This window comes from Maribacter dokdonensis DSW-8, assembly GCF_001447995.1.
GTDB lineage: Bacteria > Bacteroidota > Bacteroidia > Flavobacteriales > Flavobacteriaceae > Maribacter > Maribacter dokdonensis.
The window spans coordinates 56998-75950 of the sequence record NZ_LDPE01000006.1 but is presented as its reverse complement, the minus strand read 5'-3'; the positions used below and the strand labels follow the sequence as shown (position 1 = coordinate 75950).

13 protein-coding genes are annotated in these 18953 nt (G+C 36.2%); 4 read left to right on the top strand and 9 right to left on the bottom strand.

Annotation, left to right across the window (positions count from 1 at the left end; translation table 11 throughout):
• Nucleotides 1–2: 2 nt before the first annotated feature.
• A complete protein-coding gene (locus I600_RS16780) occupies nucleotides 3–938 on the bottom strand; it encodes a 3-keto-disaccharide hydrolase (RefSeq protein ID WP_058105722.1) in 936 nt (311 codons plus the stop codon).
• A gap of 196 nt (nucleotides 939–1134) precedes the next feature.
• Here I600_RS16780 and I600_RS16775 point away from each other — a divergent pair, with 196 nt between their 5' ends.
• Together I600_RS16775 and I600_RS16770 are read left to right on the top strand one after the other, a co-directional pair.
• Nucleotides 1135–4566, top strand: coding sequence for a HEAT repeat domain-containing protein (locus I600_RS16775; protein ID WP_058105721.1), 3432 nt, complete (start codon nucleotides 1135–1137; stop codon nucleotides 4564–4566).
• A 233-nt stretch (nucleotides 4567–4799) separates the two neighbouring features.
• The gene (locus I600_RS16770) at nucleotides 4800–6626 is read left to right on the top strand and encodes a hypothetical protein (RefSeq protein ID WP_058105720.1); all 1827 of its coding nucleotides are present in this window, start codon (nucleotides 4800–4802) and stop codon (nucleotides 6624–6626) included.
• Here I600_RS16770 and I600_RS16765 read toward each other — a convergent pair.
• Both I600_RS16765 and mnmA read right to left on the bottom strand, forming a co-directional pair.
• Nucleotides 6616–7557, bottom strand: a complete 942-nt coding sequence (locus I600_RS16765) for an NAD(P)H-dependent flavin oxidoreductase (RefSeq protein WP_058105719.1) — start codon at nucleotides 7555–7557, stop codon at nucleotides 6616–6618. The genes I600_RS16770 and I600_RS16765 overlap by 11 nt on opposite strands.
• Before the next feature lie 152 nt (nucleotides 7558–7709).
• Nucleotides 7710–8900 (bottom strand): tRNA 2-thiouridine(34) synthase MnmA, encoded by a 1191-nt coding sequence (gene mnmA / locus I600_RS16760; RefSeq protein ID WP_058105718.1) that lies wholly within the window; start codon nucleotides 8898–8900, stop codon nucleotides 7710–7712.
• A gap of 304 nt (nucleotides 8901–9204) precedes the next feature.
• Here mnmA and I600_RS16755 point away from each other — a divergent pair, with 304 nt between their 5' ends.
• Nucleotides 9205–10752, top strand: coding sequence for a fasciclin domain-containing protein (locus I600_RS16755; RefSeq protein WP_058105717.1), 1548 nt, complete (start codon nucleotides 9205–9207; stop codon nucleotides 10750–10752).
• 246 nt (nucleotides 10753–10998) lie between these two features.
• Here I600_RS16755 and yidC read toward each other — a convergent pair whose 3' ends face one another.
• The 3 genes from yidC to I600_RS16740 all read right to left on the bottom strand — a co-directional run bounded on the left by yidC (nucleotide 10999) and on the right by I600_RS16740 (nucleotide 14853).
• Nucleotides 10999–12852 (bottom strand): membrane protein insertase YidC, encoded by a 1854-nt coding sequence (gene yidC, locus I600_RS16750; protein ID WP_058105716.1) that lies wholly within the window; start codon nucleotides 12850–12852, stop codon nucleotides 10999–11001.
• A gap of 70 nt (nucleotides 12853–12922) precedes the next feature.
• Complete coding sequence (locus I600_RS16745) at nucleotides 12923–14560, bottom strand: CTP synthase (protein ID WP_058105715.1); 1638 nt, start codon at nucleotides 14558–14560, stop codon at nucleotides 12923–12925.
• A gap of 50 nt (nucleotides 14561–14610) precedes the next feature.
• The gene (locus I600_RS16740) at nucleotides 14611–14853 is read right to left on the bottom strand and encodes a DUF3820 family protein (protein ID WP_058105714.1); all 243 of its coding nucleotides are present in this window, start codon (nucleotides 14851–14853) and stop codon (nucleotides 14611–14613) included.
• A 49-nt stretch (nucleotides 14854–14902) separates the two neighbouring features.
• On the opposite strand from I600_RS16740, the gene I600_RS16735 reads away from it, so the two are divergent.
• On the top strand, nucleotides 14903–15772 hold the full coding sequence (locus I600_RS16735; protein ID WP_058105713.1) for a hydroxypyruvate isomerase family protein: 870 nt from the start codon (nucleotides 14903–14905) through the stop codon (nucleotides 15770–15772).
• 67 nt (nucleotides 15773–15839) lie between these two features.
• On the opposite strand, the gene I600_RS16730 is transcribed toward I600_RS16735, so the two are convergent.
• Genes I600_RS16730 through I600_RS16720 form a run of 3 tightly spaced genes read right to left on the bottom strand, consistent with a single transcriptional unit; the run spans nucleotide 15840 to nucleotide 18953 of the window.
• The gene (locus tag I600_RS16730) at nucleotides 15840–16373 is read right to left on the bottom strand and encodes a DUF922 domain-containing protein (protein WP_245188911.1); all 534 of its coding nucleotides are present in this window, start codon (nucleotides 16371–16373) and stop codon (nucleotides 15840–15842) included.
• Nucleotides 16361–16765: an OsmC family protein gene (locus tag I600_RS16725; RefSeq protein ID WP_058105712.1), complete on the bottom strand. Its 405-nt coding sequence runs from the start codon at nucleotides 16763–16765 to the stop codon at nucleotides 16361–16363. The genes I600_RS16730 and I600_RS16725 overlap by 13 nt, the downstream gene beginning before the upstream one ends.
• Before the next feature lies 1 nt (nucleotide 16766).
• The gene (locus tag I600_RS16720; RefSeq protein ID WP_058105711.1) at nucleotides 16767–18953 is read right to left on the bottom strand and encodes a LysM peptidoglycan-binding domain-containing protein; all 2187 of its coding nucleotides are present in this window, start codon (nucleotides 18951–18953) and stop codon (nucleotides 16767–16769) included.

The following is an 18953-nucleotide window of genomic DNA, read 5'->3' as shown; positions in this document are numbered from 1 at the left end:
AATTAACCTTTGCTCAATGGCGTAATTTCTAGTTTTCTAAATTCTACAGGTCCGTGATCGCCTTGAATCATAATAGGTCCCGCCTCTGCTTCATTATTATCTAAAGCTCCACCTGTCATAGCGTCTATATTCTGATTAGAGATAATAGTTTTTCCGTTGGCAACTATGGTTACTCTTCTACCTATCAATGTAATATCATAGGTTTGCCACTCGCCCGCTTTCTTAGCGGCATTTTCGTTCGGGGTCAACAATCCGTAGATTCCACCAAAATAAATTGAAGAAGGTTCCAACCCAATGTTATCAGCTATTTGCACTTCATAACGGCCTCTTAAATAAAGTCCGCTATTACTATTTTCAGGATACCTAAATTCTGCATGCAATTTAAAATCCTTGAATTTTTCTTCAGATACTAAATTGACTCCAGGTTTTGCACTGGTCAATATACCATCTAACACTGCCCATTGATTGCCCGGTTTCATCATCCAACCATTTAAGTTCTTACCATTAAAAAGTTTTATGGTCTTCCCTTCTTTTGCATTTTCATAGTATGGTAATTTTGGTGATTTTGTTGCTGTCCAATTATATGTTTTACCATCTACATATATCATGGTTCCTTCTAGCCCTTCTCCTACTATTTTTCCTTCAAATTCCATATTGGCAGCTCCTGGCTCCCATTGTGGAGGTATTTCAAAAGAAAATAATTCTCCGTGCTTTTCTATTTCGGCTACAGGTCTTGCACTACCAAAAGCATATGTAAATCTTCCGATCAATGTATTGGTGCCCGAGTGCCTAATTTCTAACCACGATGGTAGCTTCTCTCCTTCTTGATCAATTGTCAAATTCCATTTTCCCTCTAAAGGATGACCTTCTTGCGCTTGTGCACATGTTAAACCGATTGCCGTCAGAAAAACAAATACAGCTGTTTTAATAGTATTCATATCATTGTTAGTTTAATAAGTAATCAAATATAGCAGAACTTTTAGTTACAGTTTCACCACATTAATTTAAATGTCATTTATATTTCAAATTGATAAATCTATATCATATATGGTTAATAACTTAACAACTATTCAATTTCTTTCTTGATTATCTCCATTATTCGCTACATTTAAGTTTCAATTCAACCAAACAACAATGACATTCTTTAAAAAATTCCTTTTGGGGGTAATCGCCCTATTATTTTTTTCTATTTCATGCATCAATAAAAAGCCTGTTGAAATTCCGATAACCATTCAACAAGATAGTACCGAGCTTATTGAAATGGCCAAAATAGCTCGAGAAACCATTACTGCTGAAGTTGCAGACGGACTAGAACTAAGTCTTTGGGCTTCAGATTCCTTAGCTCCAGACCCCATTGCACTTGATATTGACAATGAAGGCAATGTATACATTACACGTACTAACAGAGCCAAAAACTCAGAATTTGATATTCGCGGACATAGAGATTGGATGACAGAATCCATCTCCCTTGAATCTGTGGAAGATAGAAGAGCTTTTCTTCATAAAACTTTTGCTCCTGAACTTAGTAAAGAAAATGAATGGTTACCTGACCTTAATAATGATAGCATTCATGACTGGCAAGATCTTGCCGTTGAACAAGATGAAATTTGGATGTTACAAGATACCGACAATGATGGTATTGCAGATATTTCTACCCAGATCATGAACGATTTTAGCGATGAAATCAATGATGTGGCCGGCGCACTCTTAGTACGTGATAACGATGTTTTTGTTGGTATTGGTCCAGGTATGTATCGCTTAACAGATACTAATGACGATAAAATTTTGGACGAAAAAACCAGTATTGCAGAGGGCTTTGCCGTACATATAGGATTTAGCGGTCACGGTATGTCCGGTGCCATAGAAGGTCCAGATGGTAAAATATATTGGGGTATTGGTGATATTGGTGCAAATATTACTACCGTTGAGGGCGAAAACCATAAGTACCCAAATGAAGGGGTAATTGTAAGAAGTAACCCAGATGGTAGCAATTTTGAGGTTTTTGCTCACGGTCTGCGCAATACGCATGAGTTTGTTTTTGATGCTTACGGAAATATTATTTCTTCTGATAACGACGGTGACCATAAGGGAGAAAGTGAACGCCTGGTTCATATCGTAGAAGGTTCAGATGCTGGGTGGAGAGCCAATTGGCAGTATGGAAAATATACGGACCCAAAGAACAATGGTTATAACGTTTGGATGGATGAAAAACTCTTTACCCCACATTGGGATGGTCAAGCCGCGTATATCATACCTCCTATTCAGAATTTTCATAACGGACCTACCGGAATGAGATATAACCCTGGCACCGCTTTGGGCAAAAAGTGGATGGACAAATTTTTCTTAGTAGAATTTGTAGGTGACCCCAGCAGATCACATATTTGGTCTTTTGATCTAAAACCGAAAGGTGCCTCTTTTGAATTGAAGAGTGAAGAATCTATCTTATCCGGAGTATTGCCTACAGGTATTGATTTTGGTCCAGATGGCGCATTATACCTTGCCGATTGGGTTAATGGTTGGGGAACCAAAAATTACGGAAGAGTATGGAAATTAGACGTTACGGACCAAACCAATGATCTTGAACAAGAAAGGTTAGAAACACAACGGTTAATGACCCATAATTATGAAGATGACAAAACTGATAATCTTATAAAACTACTCTCATATGATGATATGAGAATTCGGCAAAAAGCACAATTTGAACTTGCCAAAAGAACTTTTTGGGGATACAGAGCTTTAGAAAAGGCTTTAACTGAAGAAGAAAACCAATTTGCACGTATTCACGCCATATGGGGTATTGGGCAAATTGCGGCAAAAGATGTTGATGATGCCGAACCTTTATTAAATCTATTAAGTGACGAAGATCCTGAAATTGTTGCGCAAAGTGCAAAAGTTCTTGGTGATGTAAGGTACGGGAAAGCTGCCGATAGTTTAATAGCATTGACCACCCACCAGAACGATCGGGTTAAGTTCTATGCTGCCCAAGCATTAGGAAGATTAAAACATGAAAACGCCATTGAACCACTTTTGGCAATGATCGAAACAAATAATGATCAAGATCTTTACCTAAGACATGCCGCCGTATTGGCTCTTGCAAGAATAGGAAAAGTAGAACCAATTGTAGCGCTTGCCAATAATGAGAACAGAAGTTTGCGTATTGCAGCAGTTCTTGTCTTGAGAAAATTACAAGACCCTAATATTTCAATATTTTTATCTGATAAAGATGAGTATATAGTAACGGAAGCCGCTCGTGCCATAAACGACGATCTTTCTATAGAGGCTGCATTGCCGGCTTTGGCAGCTACCCTTAATAATGAGAAATTCACCTCAGAACCATTATTAAGAAGAGCGATCAACGCAGCTTTACGTGTTGGTGGTGATGAACAACTAGATTTCCTTATCAATTTTGCAAAGCGTAAAAGTGTTTCTAGCGACTTACGTGGCGAGGCTCTTGCCGCCTTAGGAACTTGGAACAATCCTTCTCTCTTAGACCGTGTAGATGGTAGATATAGAGGAGAAATAATTAGGCAAAACGGTCAACTAGAAGAGAAGATCAGAAAAGATATTCCTTCATTTTTAAAGGAACGCCAACCTGAAATTTTAATTGGTATTTCTAAGACATTGAGCGCAGTGGGTATTACCGATTATAACAATGAGTTATTCTCTATTTTTAAATATAACAAATCAGCAGAGGTACGTGCTACAGTACTAAACAGTCTTGGTCAATTAAAATTCGAACAAATGGAAACTGCCATGTCCATTGGTATGAAAGACAGCAATGAAGAAGTAAGAACAGCAGCCGTAGGTCTATTGGCGCAATTAAATATACCTAAAGAAAAACTTCCTAGCATTGTAGACCCTATTTTTAAAAGAGGCTCTATATCTGAACAACAGAGAATGTTAAATGTTTTAGGTGACCTACCTGTAGAGAATAGTAATGCATTACTATCTAGCCTAATTAATAAAGCCAGTAAAGACCAACTTAAACAGGGTATATTATTAGATTTAATGGAATCTGTAAACGCAACCGAAAACCCAAAATTAATAGCTCAATTAGACAAACTTAAGGAGGCTGGATATTCTGCCGATTCTTTTCAAGAAACACTTTATGGCGGAAATTGGTGGGCCGGTAGATCGGTATTCAACAATAATCCCACGGCACAATGTGTACGTTGCCACTCAGTAAATGGCTCTGGTGGAGAGGTTGGACCAAAATTGGACAATATTGGCAATATCCTGAACAGACAACAATTGCTAGAAGCGCTTATAGAACCTAGTATACGTTTGGCACCGGGCTATGGCACCGTAACCATTACGTTGAAAGACGGACAAAAAGTAAAGGGTGTTCTTATTGAGGAAAATGACAAAGAATTACTACTAAGAACTTCTGAAGCGGAGCCTTTAAGAGTCCCTTTAATGAGAATTGCCAGTAGAGAGAATTCCATGTCTGCAATGCCAGCAATGGGTAGAATGATTTCAAGAAGAGAACTTCGTGATCTTATTGAATACCTTGGATCTTTGAGAAACAAAAAGCGGGTGATCGAAGGGGAAGATAAAGAAGTTTAATCTATAGAGAGGAAAGTTCGGCTTTCCTCTCATTAAACTCTTTCATCAGCGCTTTAACAATTTCATCAGCTGGTTTTATGTCATGTATTAAAGCCGATACTTGACCTATTTCTAGTTCGCCATCTTCTAAGTCGCAAAATCGATACTCATTTTTTTTATGGCATGTTAATTGACAGCACTACACTACTCTAAATAAACTTTTAACGCTTATTACCTACTTTTAAACCACTCTTATGAAAAAAGGTATTTTATTAGTTTTAGGCTTTTCGGCTTTGTTATTTTCTTTTCTTCAATGTAAGCCCAAACCAGATTTAATAGTTAAAAATCATCAAGAAGACCCATTTAAAAATACTATTACTTCGAGTCAATATTTTAAAATTGACACTAAAAATGATACCGTAATTTCTGGCGAGAATGGAACCACAATCGTATTTCAAAAAGGAAGTTTTTTAGATTCTGATAATAATATAGTCACTGATGATGTTGAAATAGAATTAACCGAAGCCCTTACCATAGATGAGATGATTTTAAGCAACCTCACTACTATATCAGATGGAAAGCTTTTAGAGACTGATGGAATGATTTACTTTAATGCAACTGCTAAAGGCAAACAACTATTTGTAAATCCTGAAAAGCCTGTATATGTAGAAATTCCTACTACCAATCGAAAATCAGGAATGTCTGTTTACAAAGGTTTGCGAGATAAAAATGGAAATATGAATTGGGTAAATCCAATTCCGATAGAAAATTATCTTATTCCTTTAGATTTATTTACGTTAGACTTTTTACCTGACGGATTTGTTGAAACTTTAGAAAAAGAAATGCCTTTTCTTAATCACCAGAAAGTAAATGAAAAGTTCGTTGATAGTTTATATTATAGCCTATACTTTAAGACTGGAAATGAGATTATAAAAGAAACTGTACCAGATATAAATGTTAGCGAATCCTATTATGATAAAGTAAATGAAACAGAATTAGATTCAACACACTACTCAGAGCTTGACAATTCAGTTAACTATGGAGTTGATCCAGCTGCAATTAAAGCAATAAAAAATAATCAGTTTCAAAATACATTAATTGCCACAAAACAATTTGAAGAAAGACTTAAGCTCATGTTCAAAATATGCCGGTCAGATATCATTGATATATATACCCATAACCTAGATAAGAATTTATGGGAACTTGACAGTATTGCAGCTAGCTTATTAGACGAGAATATTTATCAAAAAGATTTTAAAAAATTTGCATCTCAAAAATGGACTACAGTGAAGGTTCCTAATAAAAACTTACGGCTTTTAAAAAGTTATTATGAGAAGAGGTTGCAATTAGTTAAAAATGAATTGAAAGAGCAACGTAACAAAGCCGTTAAAGCTAATAATGAGAAAACAAAAAAGGCTAAAGAATTGGTTAATAATTATAAAACATTATTGAATAAAAGAGAAGCCTATCGTATGACTGGCTATGGTTTTGAACTAAACGATACTGGTTGGATTAATATTGACAGAGGAACAATGTCCAAAGATTGGGAATATTCGCCATTAGAGTTTTTAGTTACAAATGAAAATACCTTTGACAAAGTATATGGTTATGTTATGTATACCTCAATAAAAAGCCTTTATCGTTTAAAAACAAATGACTCTAAAACGTTTTATGTTGGCAATGAAACCCAAAGAGAAATGATAATGCCTAAAGATGAGAAAGCAATTGGTTTACTTATCGCATATAAAAATGATCAAACCTTTTTAGCTGTAATTAATTTTCAAACAAATACTGAAAGTCTATTAAAATCTAATCTTCAAGAATATTCTGAAAGAGAAATTAAAAAAACATTAGCTCAGTTTGAGACTTCAAAAAAAGAAAATTCTATACTAGAAGACTTAGAATATTTGGATGAGATTTACCTTGAAGAAATAAGACAAAATAAATTATTAAGAGAACAATATGCAATGAGTCAATTATGGTCAGTTTCAAGAGCAATTGACACATCATACATGGAATTTGATAAAACCTATGGCATAGATTTGCTTATCGAAACTTGCTTAAATAATGTCAGAAATTAGAAATTTCCGCTTTCCTTTCTTGAAACTCACTCATAATATCTTTTACAATTTCACCAGCCGGTTTTATATCATGTATCAACGCAGATACTTGACCTATTTCTAGTTCGCCATCTTCTAAATCGCCTAAGAACATACCTTTTTTGGCACGCCCTCTTCCTAAAAGAGTTTTTAGTTCTTCAACGGTTGCTCCTGTAGTGTAGGCTTTTTGTACATCATTATAGAACTTATTTTTTACTAGTCTAACTGGGGCAAGCTCTTTTAATGTTAAATGGGTATCGCCTTCTTTGGCTTTAACCACGACCTCTTTGAAGTTTATGTGGTTAGACGCTTCTTCACTTGCCACAAACCTACTACCAACCTGCACCGCATCTGCACCTAAGACCATTGCCGCCAACATTGCTTTCCCAGTTGCTATACCACCGGCGGCTATTAGGGGAATATGAATTTTCTCTTTAACGGCCGGAATTAAAACCATAGTTGTTGTTTCATCACGACCATTATGTCCACCTGCCTCAAAACCTTCTGCTACAATGGCATCTACTCCCGCATCCTGTGCCTTTAAAGCAAACTTTAAACTACTGACAACATGTACAACCGTAATTCCTTTTTCCTTTAAAAAGGGTGTCCACGTTTTTGGGTTTCCCGCGGATGTAAATACTATCTTGACGTTTTCCTCAACAATAATATCCATCAATTTATCAATATCAGGATATAACATCGGTATATTCACTCCAAAAGGTTTTGAAGTCGCTTTTTTACATTTTTGAATATGCTCGCGTAAAACACCTGGATACATACTACCGGCACCAATAACTCCCAAACCACCAGCATTGGACACCGCACTGGCTAATCGCCATCCGCTGGTCCAAATCATACCTCCTTGAATTATTGGAAATTCTATTTTGAAAAGTTCAGAAATTCTATTTTGCATGAGCTAGGTAAATTACCCTGGAAAACACCAAAGGATTATATTCAATAGTTACTATAATTTTCAACGCAAGCATTGATTCTCCGTAATACCTACTATGGAATAATATGTTACAGTTTTGATTATTATTAATCCTCCTATAACACCATATAAATTTAAGAAATAACCCCAGACCCAATAAGGTCATCTTCTAAATACCAAGCTACGAACTGACCTTCGGTAATGGCGGATTGCATTTCCTTAAAATCTACGTACATACCACCTTCTACTCTATATATGGCAGCTTCCTGTAGTTCTTGTCGGTATCTTATTCGTGCTTTCACCTCTAACTTCTCATCCATTTTCAGAGCTAAATCTTCACGAACCCAATGTATTTCTTCATCCTTTACAAACAAAGTTCTTCTATACAAACCTGGGTGTGCCTTACCTTGACCTGTATAAATGATATTCTCATTAACATCAGTATCGATTACGAATAAAGGTTCTTTTGTTCCACCAACATGCAAGCCTTTACGTTGCCCTTTGGTAAAATAATGTGCCCCTTGGTGCTCACCTACTACTTTACCATCATTTAAATGATATACCGGTTTCTCCGCATAGTAGGCCAACTCTGATTTTTTATCATCAAAACTTGGCGCTATTTGTGCATAAGCATCTAACCCGGCAGGAACCTCAACAATTTTACCGGTCTTAGGTTTTAATTGTTGCTGTAAAAATTCAGGCAATCTTACTTTACCAATAAAACATAAACCCTGAGAATCTTTTTTATCAGCGGTGATCAAATTCATTTTTCCGGCAATTTCCCTCACCTGTGGCTTGGTCAACTCCCCTATTGGAAATAAGGTTTTTGATAATTGCTCTTGCGATAATTGACATAAAAAGTAAGACTGATCTTTATTACCATCTTTCCCTGCCAATAACTGATAGGTTTCGGTACCGTCTGTATTTTTGATAGTGCCTTTTCTACAGTAATGACCCGTAGCTACAAAATCTGCCCCAAGCTGCATGGCTATTTTCATAAAGACATCAAATTTGATCTCCCTATTGCATAACACATCAGGGTTTGGGGTTCTCCCCATTTCATATTCCCTGAACATGTAGTCAACTATACGTTCTTTATATTCAGCACTTAAATCAACCGTTTGAAATGGAATACCCAACTTCTCTGCAACGATCAAGGCATCGTTACTATCTTCTAACCACGGACATTCTTCTGATATCGTCACCGAATCATCATGCCAATTCTTCATAAACAGGCCAATAACGTCATAACCTTGCTCTTTTAAAAGGTATGCCGCCACGCTTGAATCTACTCCTCCAGAAAGTCCTATTACTACTTTTTTCATCTCTTCATCTTGGTCGCAACAAAATTACAAAATTTCAATTCAAAGTCTATTTATTTAAAAATACACATACTCTTTATTCACTGCCTACAATCTTAATAAAAAGAAGAGCTCAGATCAACTACGTACTAACAGCTAATTTTATTGAGTTAAAAATATTTTGTTAAACTTTTTTAAAAATTGTTTAAACAAAATGCAACTATCGTATTTTTAGCATTGTAGATGTTTTACTACCATATATGTATTTTATTGCCATTAATGTTAAACATCTTCCATATTTAATTGAACAATCCTTAAAAACACAGTTATGAAAAAAATGTTACGATTACGAAATTTTTTACTAGTACTCACCATTTCCATAGTTACATGGTCATGTAGTGATGATGATGACGGTGTAACACCTATGACACCAAACGAAATGAACATTGTAGAGACAGCTCAGGCGAAAGATGCGCTTACCTCATTAGTTTCTGCCCTTACTACTGCTGACAACTCAGAAGGCACTGATTTAGTAGGCACATTAAGTGGCGACGGTCCATTTACCGTTTTTGCACCAACTAATGATGCCTTTACCGAACTATTGAACCAATTAGATGATTTTGATACTTTGGCAGATTTTGATACGGACGAAGAGAGAGCGATCTTAACTTCAATATTAACTTATCATGTAGTTGCAGGTGTAGCTGCCAACTCTACCGAATTGTCCAACGGTATGATGGTGACTACAGTACAAGGTGAAGATTTAACCATTAATATTGATGGTGATGTTTTCATCGATGACGCCACTGAAATTGATGCTAAAGTAGTTATTGCAGATGTAGAGGCCAGTAATGGAGTGGTTCACGTTATTGATAAAGTATTACTACCACAAGCTATTATAGATGCTTTGAACGGAGAGGAAATGCCTGAAGAGAATGGCACATTGGTGGATATTGTTGTAGCTACCGAACCTTTATCCCTTTTAGAGGCAGCGGTAATTAAGGCTGATTTAGCCGCTACTTTGAGTTCTGATGGACCATTTACCGTATTTGCACCTACAGATGATGCCTTTGTAGCATTGTTAGAGGTTTTAGGCGACGATTATAATAGCATTGATGATTTTGATACAGATGAAGAAATTGACTTATTAAAAAATATTTTATTATTTCACGTTATTGCCTCTGAAGTAAAATCTACAGATTTGGCTGCAGGACAGGTTGCAACGGCGTTTGAAAACAACAGCGTTGAAATAATTTCTTCTGGGGATCCATTCGTAATCGGTGATGCTTCCGATACCAACGCAAATATTACCGCAGTAGATATTATGGCATCTAACGGTGTTGCACATACTATTGATAAAGTCTTATTACCACAAGCGGCAATAGACTTTGTTATGAGCTTACAATTGAAAACCATTGTTGATACTGCAGCAGCTACAGACGACCTAAGCTTATTGGTAGATGCTCTGGTGCAAGCAGATGCTGGTTTGGTAGAAACCTTAAACGGGGATGGTCCCTTTACAGTATTTGCCCCAACTAATGATGCCTTCACAGCATTACTAGATTCTTTAGGAGAGGATTATAATAGCCTTGCGGATTTTGATACCGAAGCCGAAAAAGAATTATTGACTACTATTTTAACTTTTCACGTAGTTTCTGGAACAGCTGCTTTTTCTACGAATTTAAGTGACGGGCAAACTATTGCAACCGTACAAGGTGAAAATGTAGGTATTAACATTAAAGATGGAACAGTACACGTTGAAGATGCGAGCGAAGATAACGCTTCTGTTATCATTGCCGATGTTGAAGCTAGCAACGGTGTTGTACACGTTATTAACAAGGTTCTTTTGCCACAAGCAGCTTTAGATGCATTGTAATAAGCTAGCGCCATTCACCAAATTTAAAAACCTTCCTTTATGGGAAGGTTTTTTTATGCCATAAAATGACTAACATCAGTACAGACTATTTTAACATACAATAAGCCACCCTTTACAACTAACTTTTTATTGAACTTAAATTTAATTACATCTTTACCATCCCAAATCTTACCAAACCAACTCTATTTAATGGCAAAAGCCCTTTCAAATTTGAAAGGGCTTTTCATTTTATATAGAACAATAAAATTAGTTCTTCTTTTGCGCTTCTGCTTGTTCCATCATCTCGCGCATTTTCTTTTGGAATTTGTTTTCCTTTTTAGGTTTCTTCTTATTCTCCTGTATCTGGGCATGAATTTTATCATTATCAAGTATAAAATTCTTAATGACCAGCATAATACCAATAGTAATCAAGTTAGAAACGAAGTAGTACAAACTCAATCCACTTGCATAGTTGTTAAAGAAAAACAACATCATAAATGGCATTAAGTACATGATAAATTTCATGTTAGGCATACCTGGTTGAGTTGGCATATTCTGTCCTGTAGTCATCATCATATAAAAGAAAATAGCTATAGATGCCAATATAGGAAACAGACTCACGTGATCACCGTAGAATGGAATGGAGAATCCTTCTGGGAATTGATAAATAGTATCAAAAGAAGAAAGGTCATCTGCCCATAAAAATGATTTTTGACGTAATGCGAACGATGTTGGAAAAAACATGAAAAGTGCATAGAATATCGGCATTTGAATAACCGCTGGTATACAACCGCTCATGGGGCTTACCCCTGCCTTACCATAAAGCTTCATGGTTTCTTGTTGCTTTTTCATGGCATTATCCTTGTATTTCTCTCCAAGCTCAGTAATTTCAGGTTTCAACACCTTCATTTTTGCTTGTGACAAGTAGGATTTATATGTTACAGGCGACATTGCCAAACGTACCAATATCGTCATGATCACAATTGCTATACCATAAGGAAAATACGTGCTTAAAAGACCGTAGAATGGTGTAAACACATAACGATTGATCATACCGAAAATACCCCACCCAAAAGGAATGGAATCATCTAGACCCAAATCTTCATACTTTGAAAGGGTATCTACATCTGTTGGACCAAAATACCAATGTAAATCTTTAGAAATTTCCCCGCCTTCCAAGTCCACTGGTAACGCAGATGCATATTCTTTTGTAAAACCAAAGGTTCTACTTTCTTCCTCTACCAAGTTAACCGAAGTCAAATCTCCATTTTTAAATGGTACATCTGCTGCTAATATACTTGAGAAAAAGTGTTGACGGTAAGAAATCCATTTTATATCCTCTTCGGTTTCCTCATCATCACTTCCTTCAGATAACTTGCTAATTTTACCATCTTCATGATTATAGGTCAAACGTGTATACCTATTTTCATATTGAATACTTTTTGAGTGACGAATACCTTTTAACTTCCAATCTAACGTTACAGGTTTACTTGCACTAATGACGTTATCCAATCCTTTGGATTTAATCATAAAATCAACCAAATAATCATTTGGTTTCATGACATACCTATACTCCAAATATTGATTGTTTGAAGTCTTTGCTTTCAACGACAAAACTTGATTGCCATTATCATTTGACATTGATGGCTCAAAATACAAATCTGCCGTATTCAACACCCTGTTGTCAGATGTAGAGAAATCTAATGCGAAAGAAGCGTTACCATCTTTTACCAAATAAACCGGCACAGAATCATAAGTAACGTACTGTTTCATTTTCGCCTCTACGATCTGCCCACCCTTATTACTGATTTTCAACAAAAGAACATCATTCTCCAAGGTGGTAATATCATTAGATGGTTTTGTAAACCCAAATGCACCTAATTTACCTTGGTAATTGGCAACTGCTGTAGAATCTTGTAAATCTAACTGTGGTTCATTGCTACCTACAGTCTCTGTTTCTAAATTTTCTGATGCCTTCGCAGCTTCTACTTGCTCTTGTTTTGCCTTTTCTGCCGCCAACTCTTCTGGAGTAGGTCTGTTTTGGTAAAACATGAAGACGAGTATTCCAAAAATAAGCACAAAGCCTATGATGGATTGTACATCAAATTTCTTTTCTTCCATGTGGTGTTTCTAATTAATTGGGTCTATTTTGAATTTTTTAAGATTGCAAATATATGCCCAAATATGAAGTTTATGCCAATGTGGCATTACTTTGTGCCTTTTTATGGTCTAAAGCTGCCTTTACCAAACCTACAAATAATGGATGCGGATTGGCAACCGTACTTTTGTATTCTGGGTGATATTGCACACCTATAAACCATGGATGATCTTTTAACTCCACAATTTCAACCAAATTGGTCTCCTTGTTAAAACCAGTTGCTAAAAGTCCGGCATTTTCCAATTGCTCTAAATATGCATTATTAAATTCATATCTATGACGGTGACGTTCAGATATTTGAGAAGCACCTTCATACATTTTCTTCACTAAGCTACCGTCCTTTAAATCACAATTCCAAGCACCTAAACGCATTGTACCTCCTTTATCGGTTACAGTTTTTTGCTCTTCCATAATACTAATAACCGGATCAGGAGTGTTCTCATCCATCTCGGTTGAATTTGCATCTGCAAGTTTTAAAACATTGCGTGCATATTCTATGACCGCCATTTGCATACCTAAACAAATACCTAAAAACGGTATTTGCATTACGCGAGCAAATTCAACAGCCTTTACCTTACCTTCTATACCTCGCTCACCAAAACCAGGTGCTACTAAAATAGCATCTAATCCTTTAAGCTTGTTTTTGTAATTATCTTCGGTTATATATTCAGAATGTACCGATTTTACATTCACCTTAACCTCATTTGATGCTCCAGCGTGTATAAATGCCTCTAAAATTGATTTATAAGAATCTTGTAACTCAACATACTTACCAACCAAACCAATAGTAACCTCGTTCTTAGGGTTTTTATGCCTTACCAAAAACTCATTCCAACGAGTAAGATCCGGTTCTACGGTATTTGGCAATGCCAATTTCTGCAATGTTACGGTATCTAAACCTTCTTCTTGCATTAATAATGGAACATCATAAATAGTAGATGCATCAATACTTTGTATTACCGCTTCGCGCTTGACATTGCAGAAAAGTGCTAACTTATCCTTAATTTCATTAGAAATCTCATGCTCTGTTCTACATACCAAAATATCGGCTTTAATACCGCTTTCCATTAAAGTCTTAACAGAGTGCTGTGTTGGCTTTGTCTTTAACTCGCCAGCCGCAGATAAAAAAGGTACCAAGGTTAAATGTATTACTATGGCATTATCATCACCCAACTCCCAAAGTAACTGTCTAACCGCTTCTATGTATGGTAATGATTCTATATCACCTACAGTACCACCAATTTCTGTAATTACAATGTCGTAATCGCCACTATTGCCTAGCAACTGCACACGTTCTTTTATCTCATTGGTTATATGCGGAACTACCTGTACGGTCTTACCTAAAAATTCTCCTCTACGTTCTTTTTCAATTACGCTTTGGTAAATTCTACCCGTAGTAACATTGTTTGCCTGTGAGGTACGTACGTTTAAGAAACGCTCGTAGTGACCCAAATCCAAGTCGGTCTCCGCACCATCATCAGTTACATAACACTCGCCATGCTCATAAGGGTTTAAGGTTCCTGGATCTACATTAATGTAAGGATCTAGTTTTTGAATTGTAGTCTTGTATCCGCGAGATTGCAGTAATTTCGCCAAAGATGCAGCAATAATGCCCTTTCCTAACGAAGAAGTAACGCCTCCCGTAACGAAGATGTATTTGGTTTGTGCCATGTATCGAATTCTATGTTACGGGAGACAAAGTTACAAATTGAGGATAGAACTTAACGGGTTTCCTTAGGAAAATGTTTTTGTATTTTTCGAATTACCGATTCTAAGCTGTTTGTTTTGATTTCTAGCATAGATCGCAACAAATCTCCCAATTTACCATCAGGAAACCCTTTTTGTTGAAACCACACCAAATAGGGTTCTGGTAAATCTACCAAGTACCTGCCCTTATATTTACCAAATGGCATCCTATAATGTGCCAGCTCTATTAATTTTTCCTTATCGGGAATTATTTCCATTATTAAATGTAAAAAAATTATCTTTAAAAAATCAACATCTCAAAACAACATGAAAAGAAGAAATTTTATTGGAACCTCAGCGGCTGCCTCTGTTGGTTTCTTAACTACATCTGCCGCAGTGGCAAACAACACCAAACCTGACATTAAGGCTAAATTAAAATACAATATAAACCATAGTGTTTGTTATTGGTGTTACGGCAGTATTCCTTTTGAAGATTTTCTTAAAAGCTTAGTGGAACTTGACATTAGATCGATTGATCTAGTTGGACCAGAAGAATTTCCTCTTCTAAAAAAATACAATATTCATGCATCTATGTGCTGGGGAGCAGGTATGGGTATTGAAAAAGGTTTTAACGACCTTTCTTTACACGATGAACTTATTGCTGATTACGAACGCGTAATTCCCCTTGTTGCTGAAGCTGGCTACACCAACTTAATTTGTTTTAGCGGTAACAGAAACGGAATGGACGACCTTGTAGGTTTGCGCAATTGTGCAACCGGATTAAAGAGGCTAATGCCTTTGGCAGAAAAACATGGTGTTGTTCTTCAAATGGAATTATTGAACAGTAAAGTAAACCACAAAGATTATATGTGCGACAATTCCGAATGGGGCGTTTCTCTTTGTGAGGCTATTGGATCTGAACATTTTAAACTTCTATATGATATTTACCATATGCAAATAATGGAGGGCGATATTATAAGAAATATTGAAAACTACCATCAATATTATGGTCATTACCATACAGGAGGTAACCCTGGCAGACATGAAATAGATGAAACCCAAGAAATTTTCTATCCTGCAGTCATGAAAGCTATTTTGAAAACAGGTTATAAGGGTCATGTTGCACAAGAGTTTGTACCTAGTTGGGAAAATAAATTAGATGCCTTAAAGCAAGGTGTCACTATTTGCGACATATAAAAACACTCATATCCAAAAAATAAAAAGCACCTTGAATATAAAGGTGCTTTTTAATTTATACTGATCTCTAATGGTCAAGTGCCTCCCCTATTTCTTTCACCCATCTTTCTTGAACAGGCAAATTTCTGGAGTAATTGGTCTCTGCGTCGTACTTATTCTGAAAATCGTTCAACTGCCTAATGGTTGACCTATACAATTTACGAACCTCTTCCTTAACATTATCGGTGAAAGTGGCATTTGCCAACTTTACCCTTAATTTACGTGCGTATAGCTCCGTAATATCAAAATGCAACTGCTCATGCAATAATGTTACATCATTACATATTTTTGGTTTATACCAAGATTTTGTGGGGTAAAAATATGCGTATACATTAAAGTCCACCTGCATTTCCCCGTTTTCATAAAATGTAGAAAAATCATAACTAATTCCACTGGCCGTAGTAGCTGCTGCACCACTACCGGACGGAACCTTGCCTTTAAAATCTTTCCAAGTAAACCTAAACTCCGGTGACCATTCAACTTCCTCTTGACCTTGAACAGAAGCAATGCACAAAACGATCAAAAGCCAAAAAATATGATATGTTCTTTTTACAAATCCCAATAATAGGTGATTACTTTTTCAATATCCGGGTGTAAACTGTAATGTACCGGGCATGTATTTGCAGTATGCACCAATATCTTTCTATCCTTTTCAGAAACTTGTTCCGGCAAATGAACTTCAACCTCTATTTTAGAAATTCTTCTAGGTGAGGCCGCCATATGCTTAGTTACGGATGCCGTAGTCCCTTTCAAGTCTACCTCTAACCCGTTTGCCTTAATACCCATCATAGTCAACATACAACTTGCCAAGCCCGTAGCTACGGTATCAGTTGGTGAAAAAGCCTCTCCTAAACCATTGTTATCAACGGGAGCATCGGTCACAAAAGAATTGTTGGACTTTAAATGAACACATTCAGTTCTAAGACCACCGTTATACGTTACTTTTGATGTCATTTTATTCTAATGTTTTAATTCTTAAATCATCCATCATCATTATATATGACGATTGATTATAATAGCCCGCAACACCTTTTCTTTGGTAATTGAACTTATTACCATTGTATTCTGTTTCACCTATGAATCTAGAAGCTTCCAACAAGTTGTTTTTATAAGCTAATTTCAACAACAAATCATAGGTAAGATCAAAACCTCTTACCGCATATTTATTGGGATCATCACCAAAGCGTTTTCTATACCTATCTACAAAAGAACTATTGGCAACCTCTTTATTCACTGAAGGGTAAGTGAACTTTAAATTTGATAAATGTGTATTGGAAATCACATCATTTTCAAACGCAGAGTTCATGTCTGTTGTAAACATGCGAACACTAACTTTATCTTTACCCACCAAAGGATCAAAGGCAGTATTATTAAATGAATTTAATATGGAGACTATACTTGAAATCAACTTATAATTATCAGATTCTACAAAAACCCAATTAGGTACTTGGTCAGATAGCAGTGTCTGTAGTTTATCTCTGTTAATACCAATATTTTTCTCCTCTTCTTTTACGACTACCACTTTTGCAGATGGAAATCTTTCTATAATAGCATCTTTTTCCTTTTTATTATCTTCATCTGCTATGATCAAAAGTGTTTCATCTGTATGATTGTTTTCAACATAGTCTAACATATGTTTCCACAATACCTCTTCATCCGTATAAGAGTAGAACACATTTTCTAAACTTAAATCGCTTTTTGCCGTTACCGGCGCCAATACCGGAACGTTATATCTAGAAGCTTGAACTGCGGTCTCTTTTAATGAAGGATTGTCCAAAGGACCAAAAACCGCACTATAACCACCTAATTGTTCTGCTTGCAATAGTTGTTTTGTCTTACCTAAATCCAATTGATTATCAACCGTTTTCACATCTATTGATACTCCTAAAGACTTTAACGAATCTATGGCTACCAATGCACCGGAATACAGACCTAAACTAACGGTCATATCTCTTCTAGAATCAATTGTTTTTTCAGCGCTTTCCTTATCCGCCAAATTCACCTTGTCCAATCTAAATGGCAACATGAACAGTACTTTTGGCTTTACGGCAACATTAATGCTATCCAATAAATTCACTTTATCCAATACCAGAGCATTCTTCACTTCAAAATCACCTACTTTATCTTTTGGCAACTTAAGTACCATGCCTGCCTTTAAGCCATCTTTTAAATCAGGGTTCAATTGGGTTAGCTCTGCCCAGGTCATGTCAAATTTTCTAGTCAGCCTAAACTCGTTTTGCTTTGGTTTAACCTCATAAAAAATATAGTTGTCCGTATTAATATCACCAGTTTCTACCTTTTGTTCAGGTATACGAATAACCATACCCTCTTTTAACCCACCACGTTCTGTAATTTCTGGATTAAGGCGCACTATTTCATCTGATTTTACTCCAAATTCTTTCTCTAAACGATAAAAATTCATCTTTGCAGGTACCGTATAAGAGGTGTATAATTGGGTTACCTGATTCTTTACCGTACTACCGGCTATTTTAGGCATAACCAATTCATAACCTTCAGATAAATAATTGTCCGACTTTGATAGCCCAGGATTTAAAACCAACATGCTATCTATGGTAATGCCATATTTATGTGCTATACTCCATCTGGTTTCCTTTGCGGCAACAATGTATTTTTCAAAATCTTCATCGTTCATACCCACATCTTCAACTTTTGGAGCGGCATATTTAGGAATACGCAGATCCATCTTTTTCTGAAGGGGCGAGGCATATAAAACCGGATTATATTTTTTTAATTCATCCTCGGTAATATTATACATTTGGGTAATGCCAAAAATGGTTTCCCTTTTCTTAACACGGTGCTCTGTATAGCCTATTGGCTCTCTAGAATTTTCTGCATCTTGTGCAATCTCTGTAATATTTTTGGTAGGAGTGTTTGCCGGCTTAGTCGCAACTTTTGCACTTGGTACTACCAATATAGTATTAGGTCTTAAATCCTGACCGGTTTTTATCTCTTTATTGTACTGCAAAATACTTTCAGTAGAAACCCCATATAATTTAGAAATACTTTCTAAGGTCTCTCCTCTTTTAACCTCATGTGTATTAAATTTCTGAGCCATTGCAGTGCAAGAGACCAATACGCAAAATGCCCAAATAATGTAAACTTGATTAAATATATATTTCAT

Excerpts from the sequence above, each read along its gene's own strand:
- I600_RS16780 (WP_058105722.1), bottom strand. The coding sequence starts at position 938 with ATGAATACTATTAAAACAGCTGTATTTGTTTTTCTGACGGCAATCGGT.
- I600_RS16775 (WP_058105721.1), top strand. The coding sequence starts at position 1,135 with ATGACATTCTTTAAAAAATTCCTTTTGGGGGTAATCGCCCTATTATTT.
- I600_RS16770 (WP_058105720.1), top strand. The coding sequence starts at position 4,800 with ATGAAAAAAGGTATTTTATTAGTTTTAGGCTTTTCGGCTTTGTTATTT.
- I600_RS16765 (WP_058105719.1), bottom strand. The coding sequence starts at position 7,557 with ATGCAAAATAGAATTTCTGAACTTTTCAAAATAGAATTTCCAATAATT.
- mnmA (WP_058105718.1), bottom strand. The coding sequence starts at position 8,900 with ATGAAAAAAGTAGTAATAGGACTTTCTGGAGGAGTAGATTCAAGCGTG.
- I600_RS16755 (WP_058105717.1), top strand. The coding sequence starts at position 9,205 with ATGAAAAAAATGTTACGATTACGAAATTTTTTACTAGTACTCACCATT.
- yidC (WP_058105716.1), bottom strand. The coding sequence starts at position 12,852 with ATGGAAGAAAAGAAATTTGATGTACAATCCATCATAGGCTTTGTGCTT.
- I600_RS16745 (WP_058105715.1), bottom strand. The coding sequence starts at position 14,560 with ATGGCACAAACCAAATACATCTTCGTTACGGGAGGCGTTACTTCTTCG.
- I600_RS16740 (WP_058105714.1), bottom strand. The coding sequence starts at position 14,853 with ATGGAAATAATTCCCGATAAGGAAAAATTAATAGAGCTGGCACATTAT.
- I600_RS16735 (WP_058105713.1), top strand. The coding sequence starts at position 14,903 with ATGAAAAGAAGAAATTTTATTGGAACCTCAGCGGCTGCCTCTGTTGGT.
- I600_RS16725 (WP_058105712.1), bottom strand. The coding sequence starts at position 16,765 with ATGACATCAAAAGTAACGTATAACGGTGGTCTTAGAACTGAATGTGTT.
- I600_RS16720 (WP_058105711.1), bottom strand. The coding sequence starts at position 18,953 with ATGAAATATATATTTAATCAAGTTTACATTATTTGGGCATTTTGCGTA.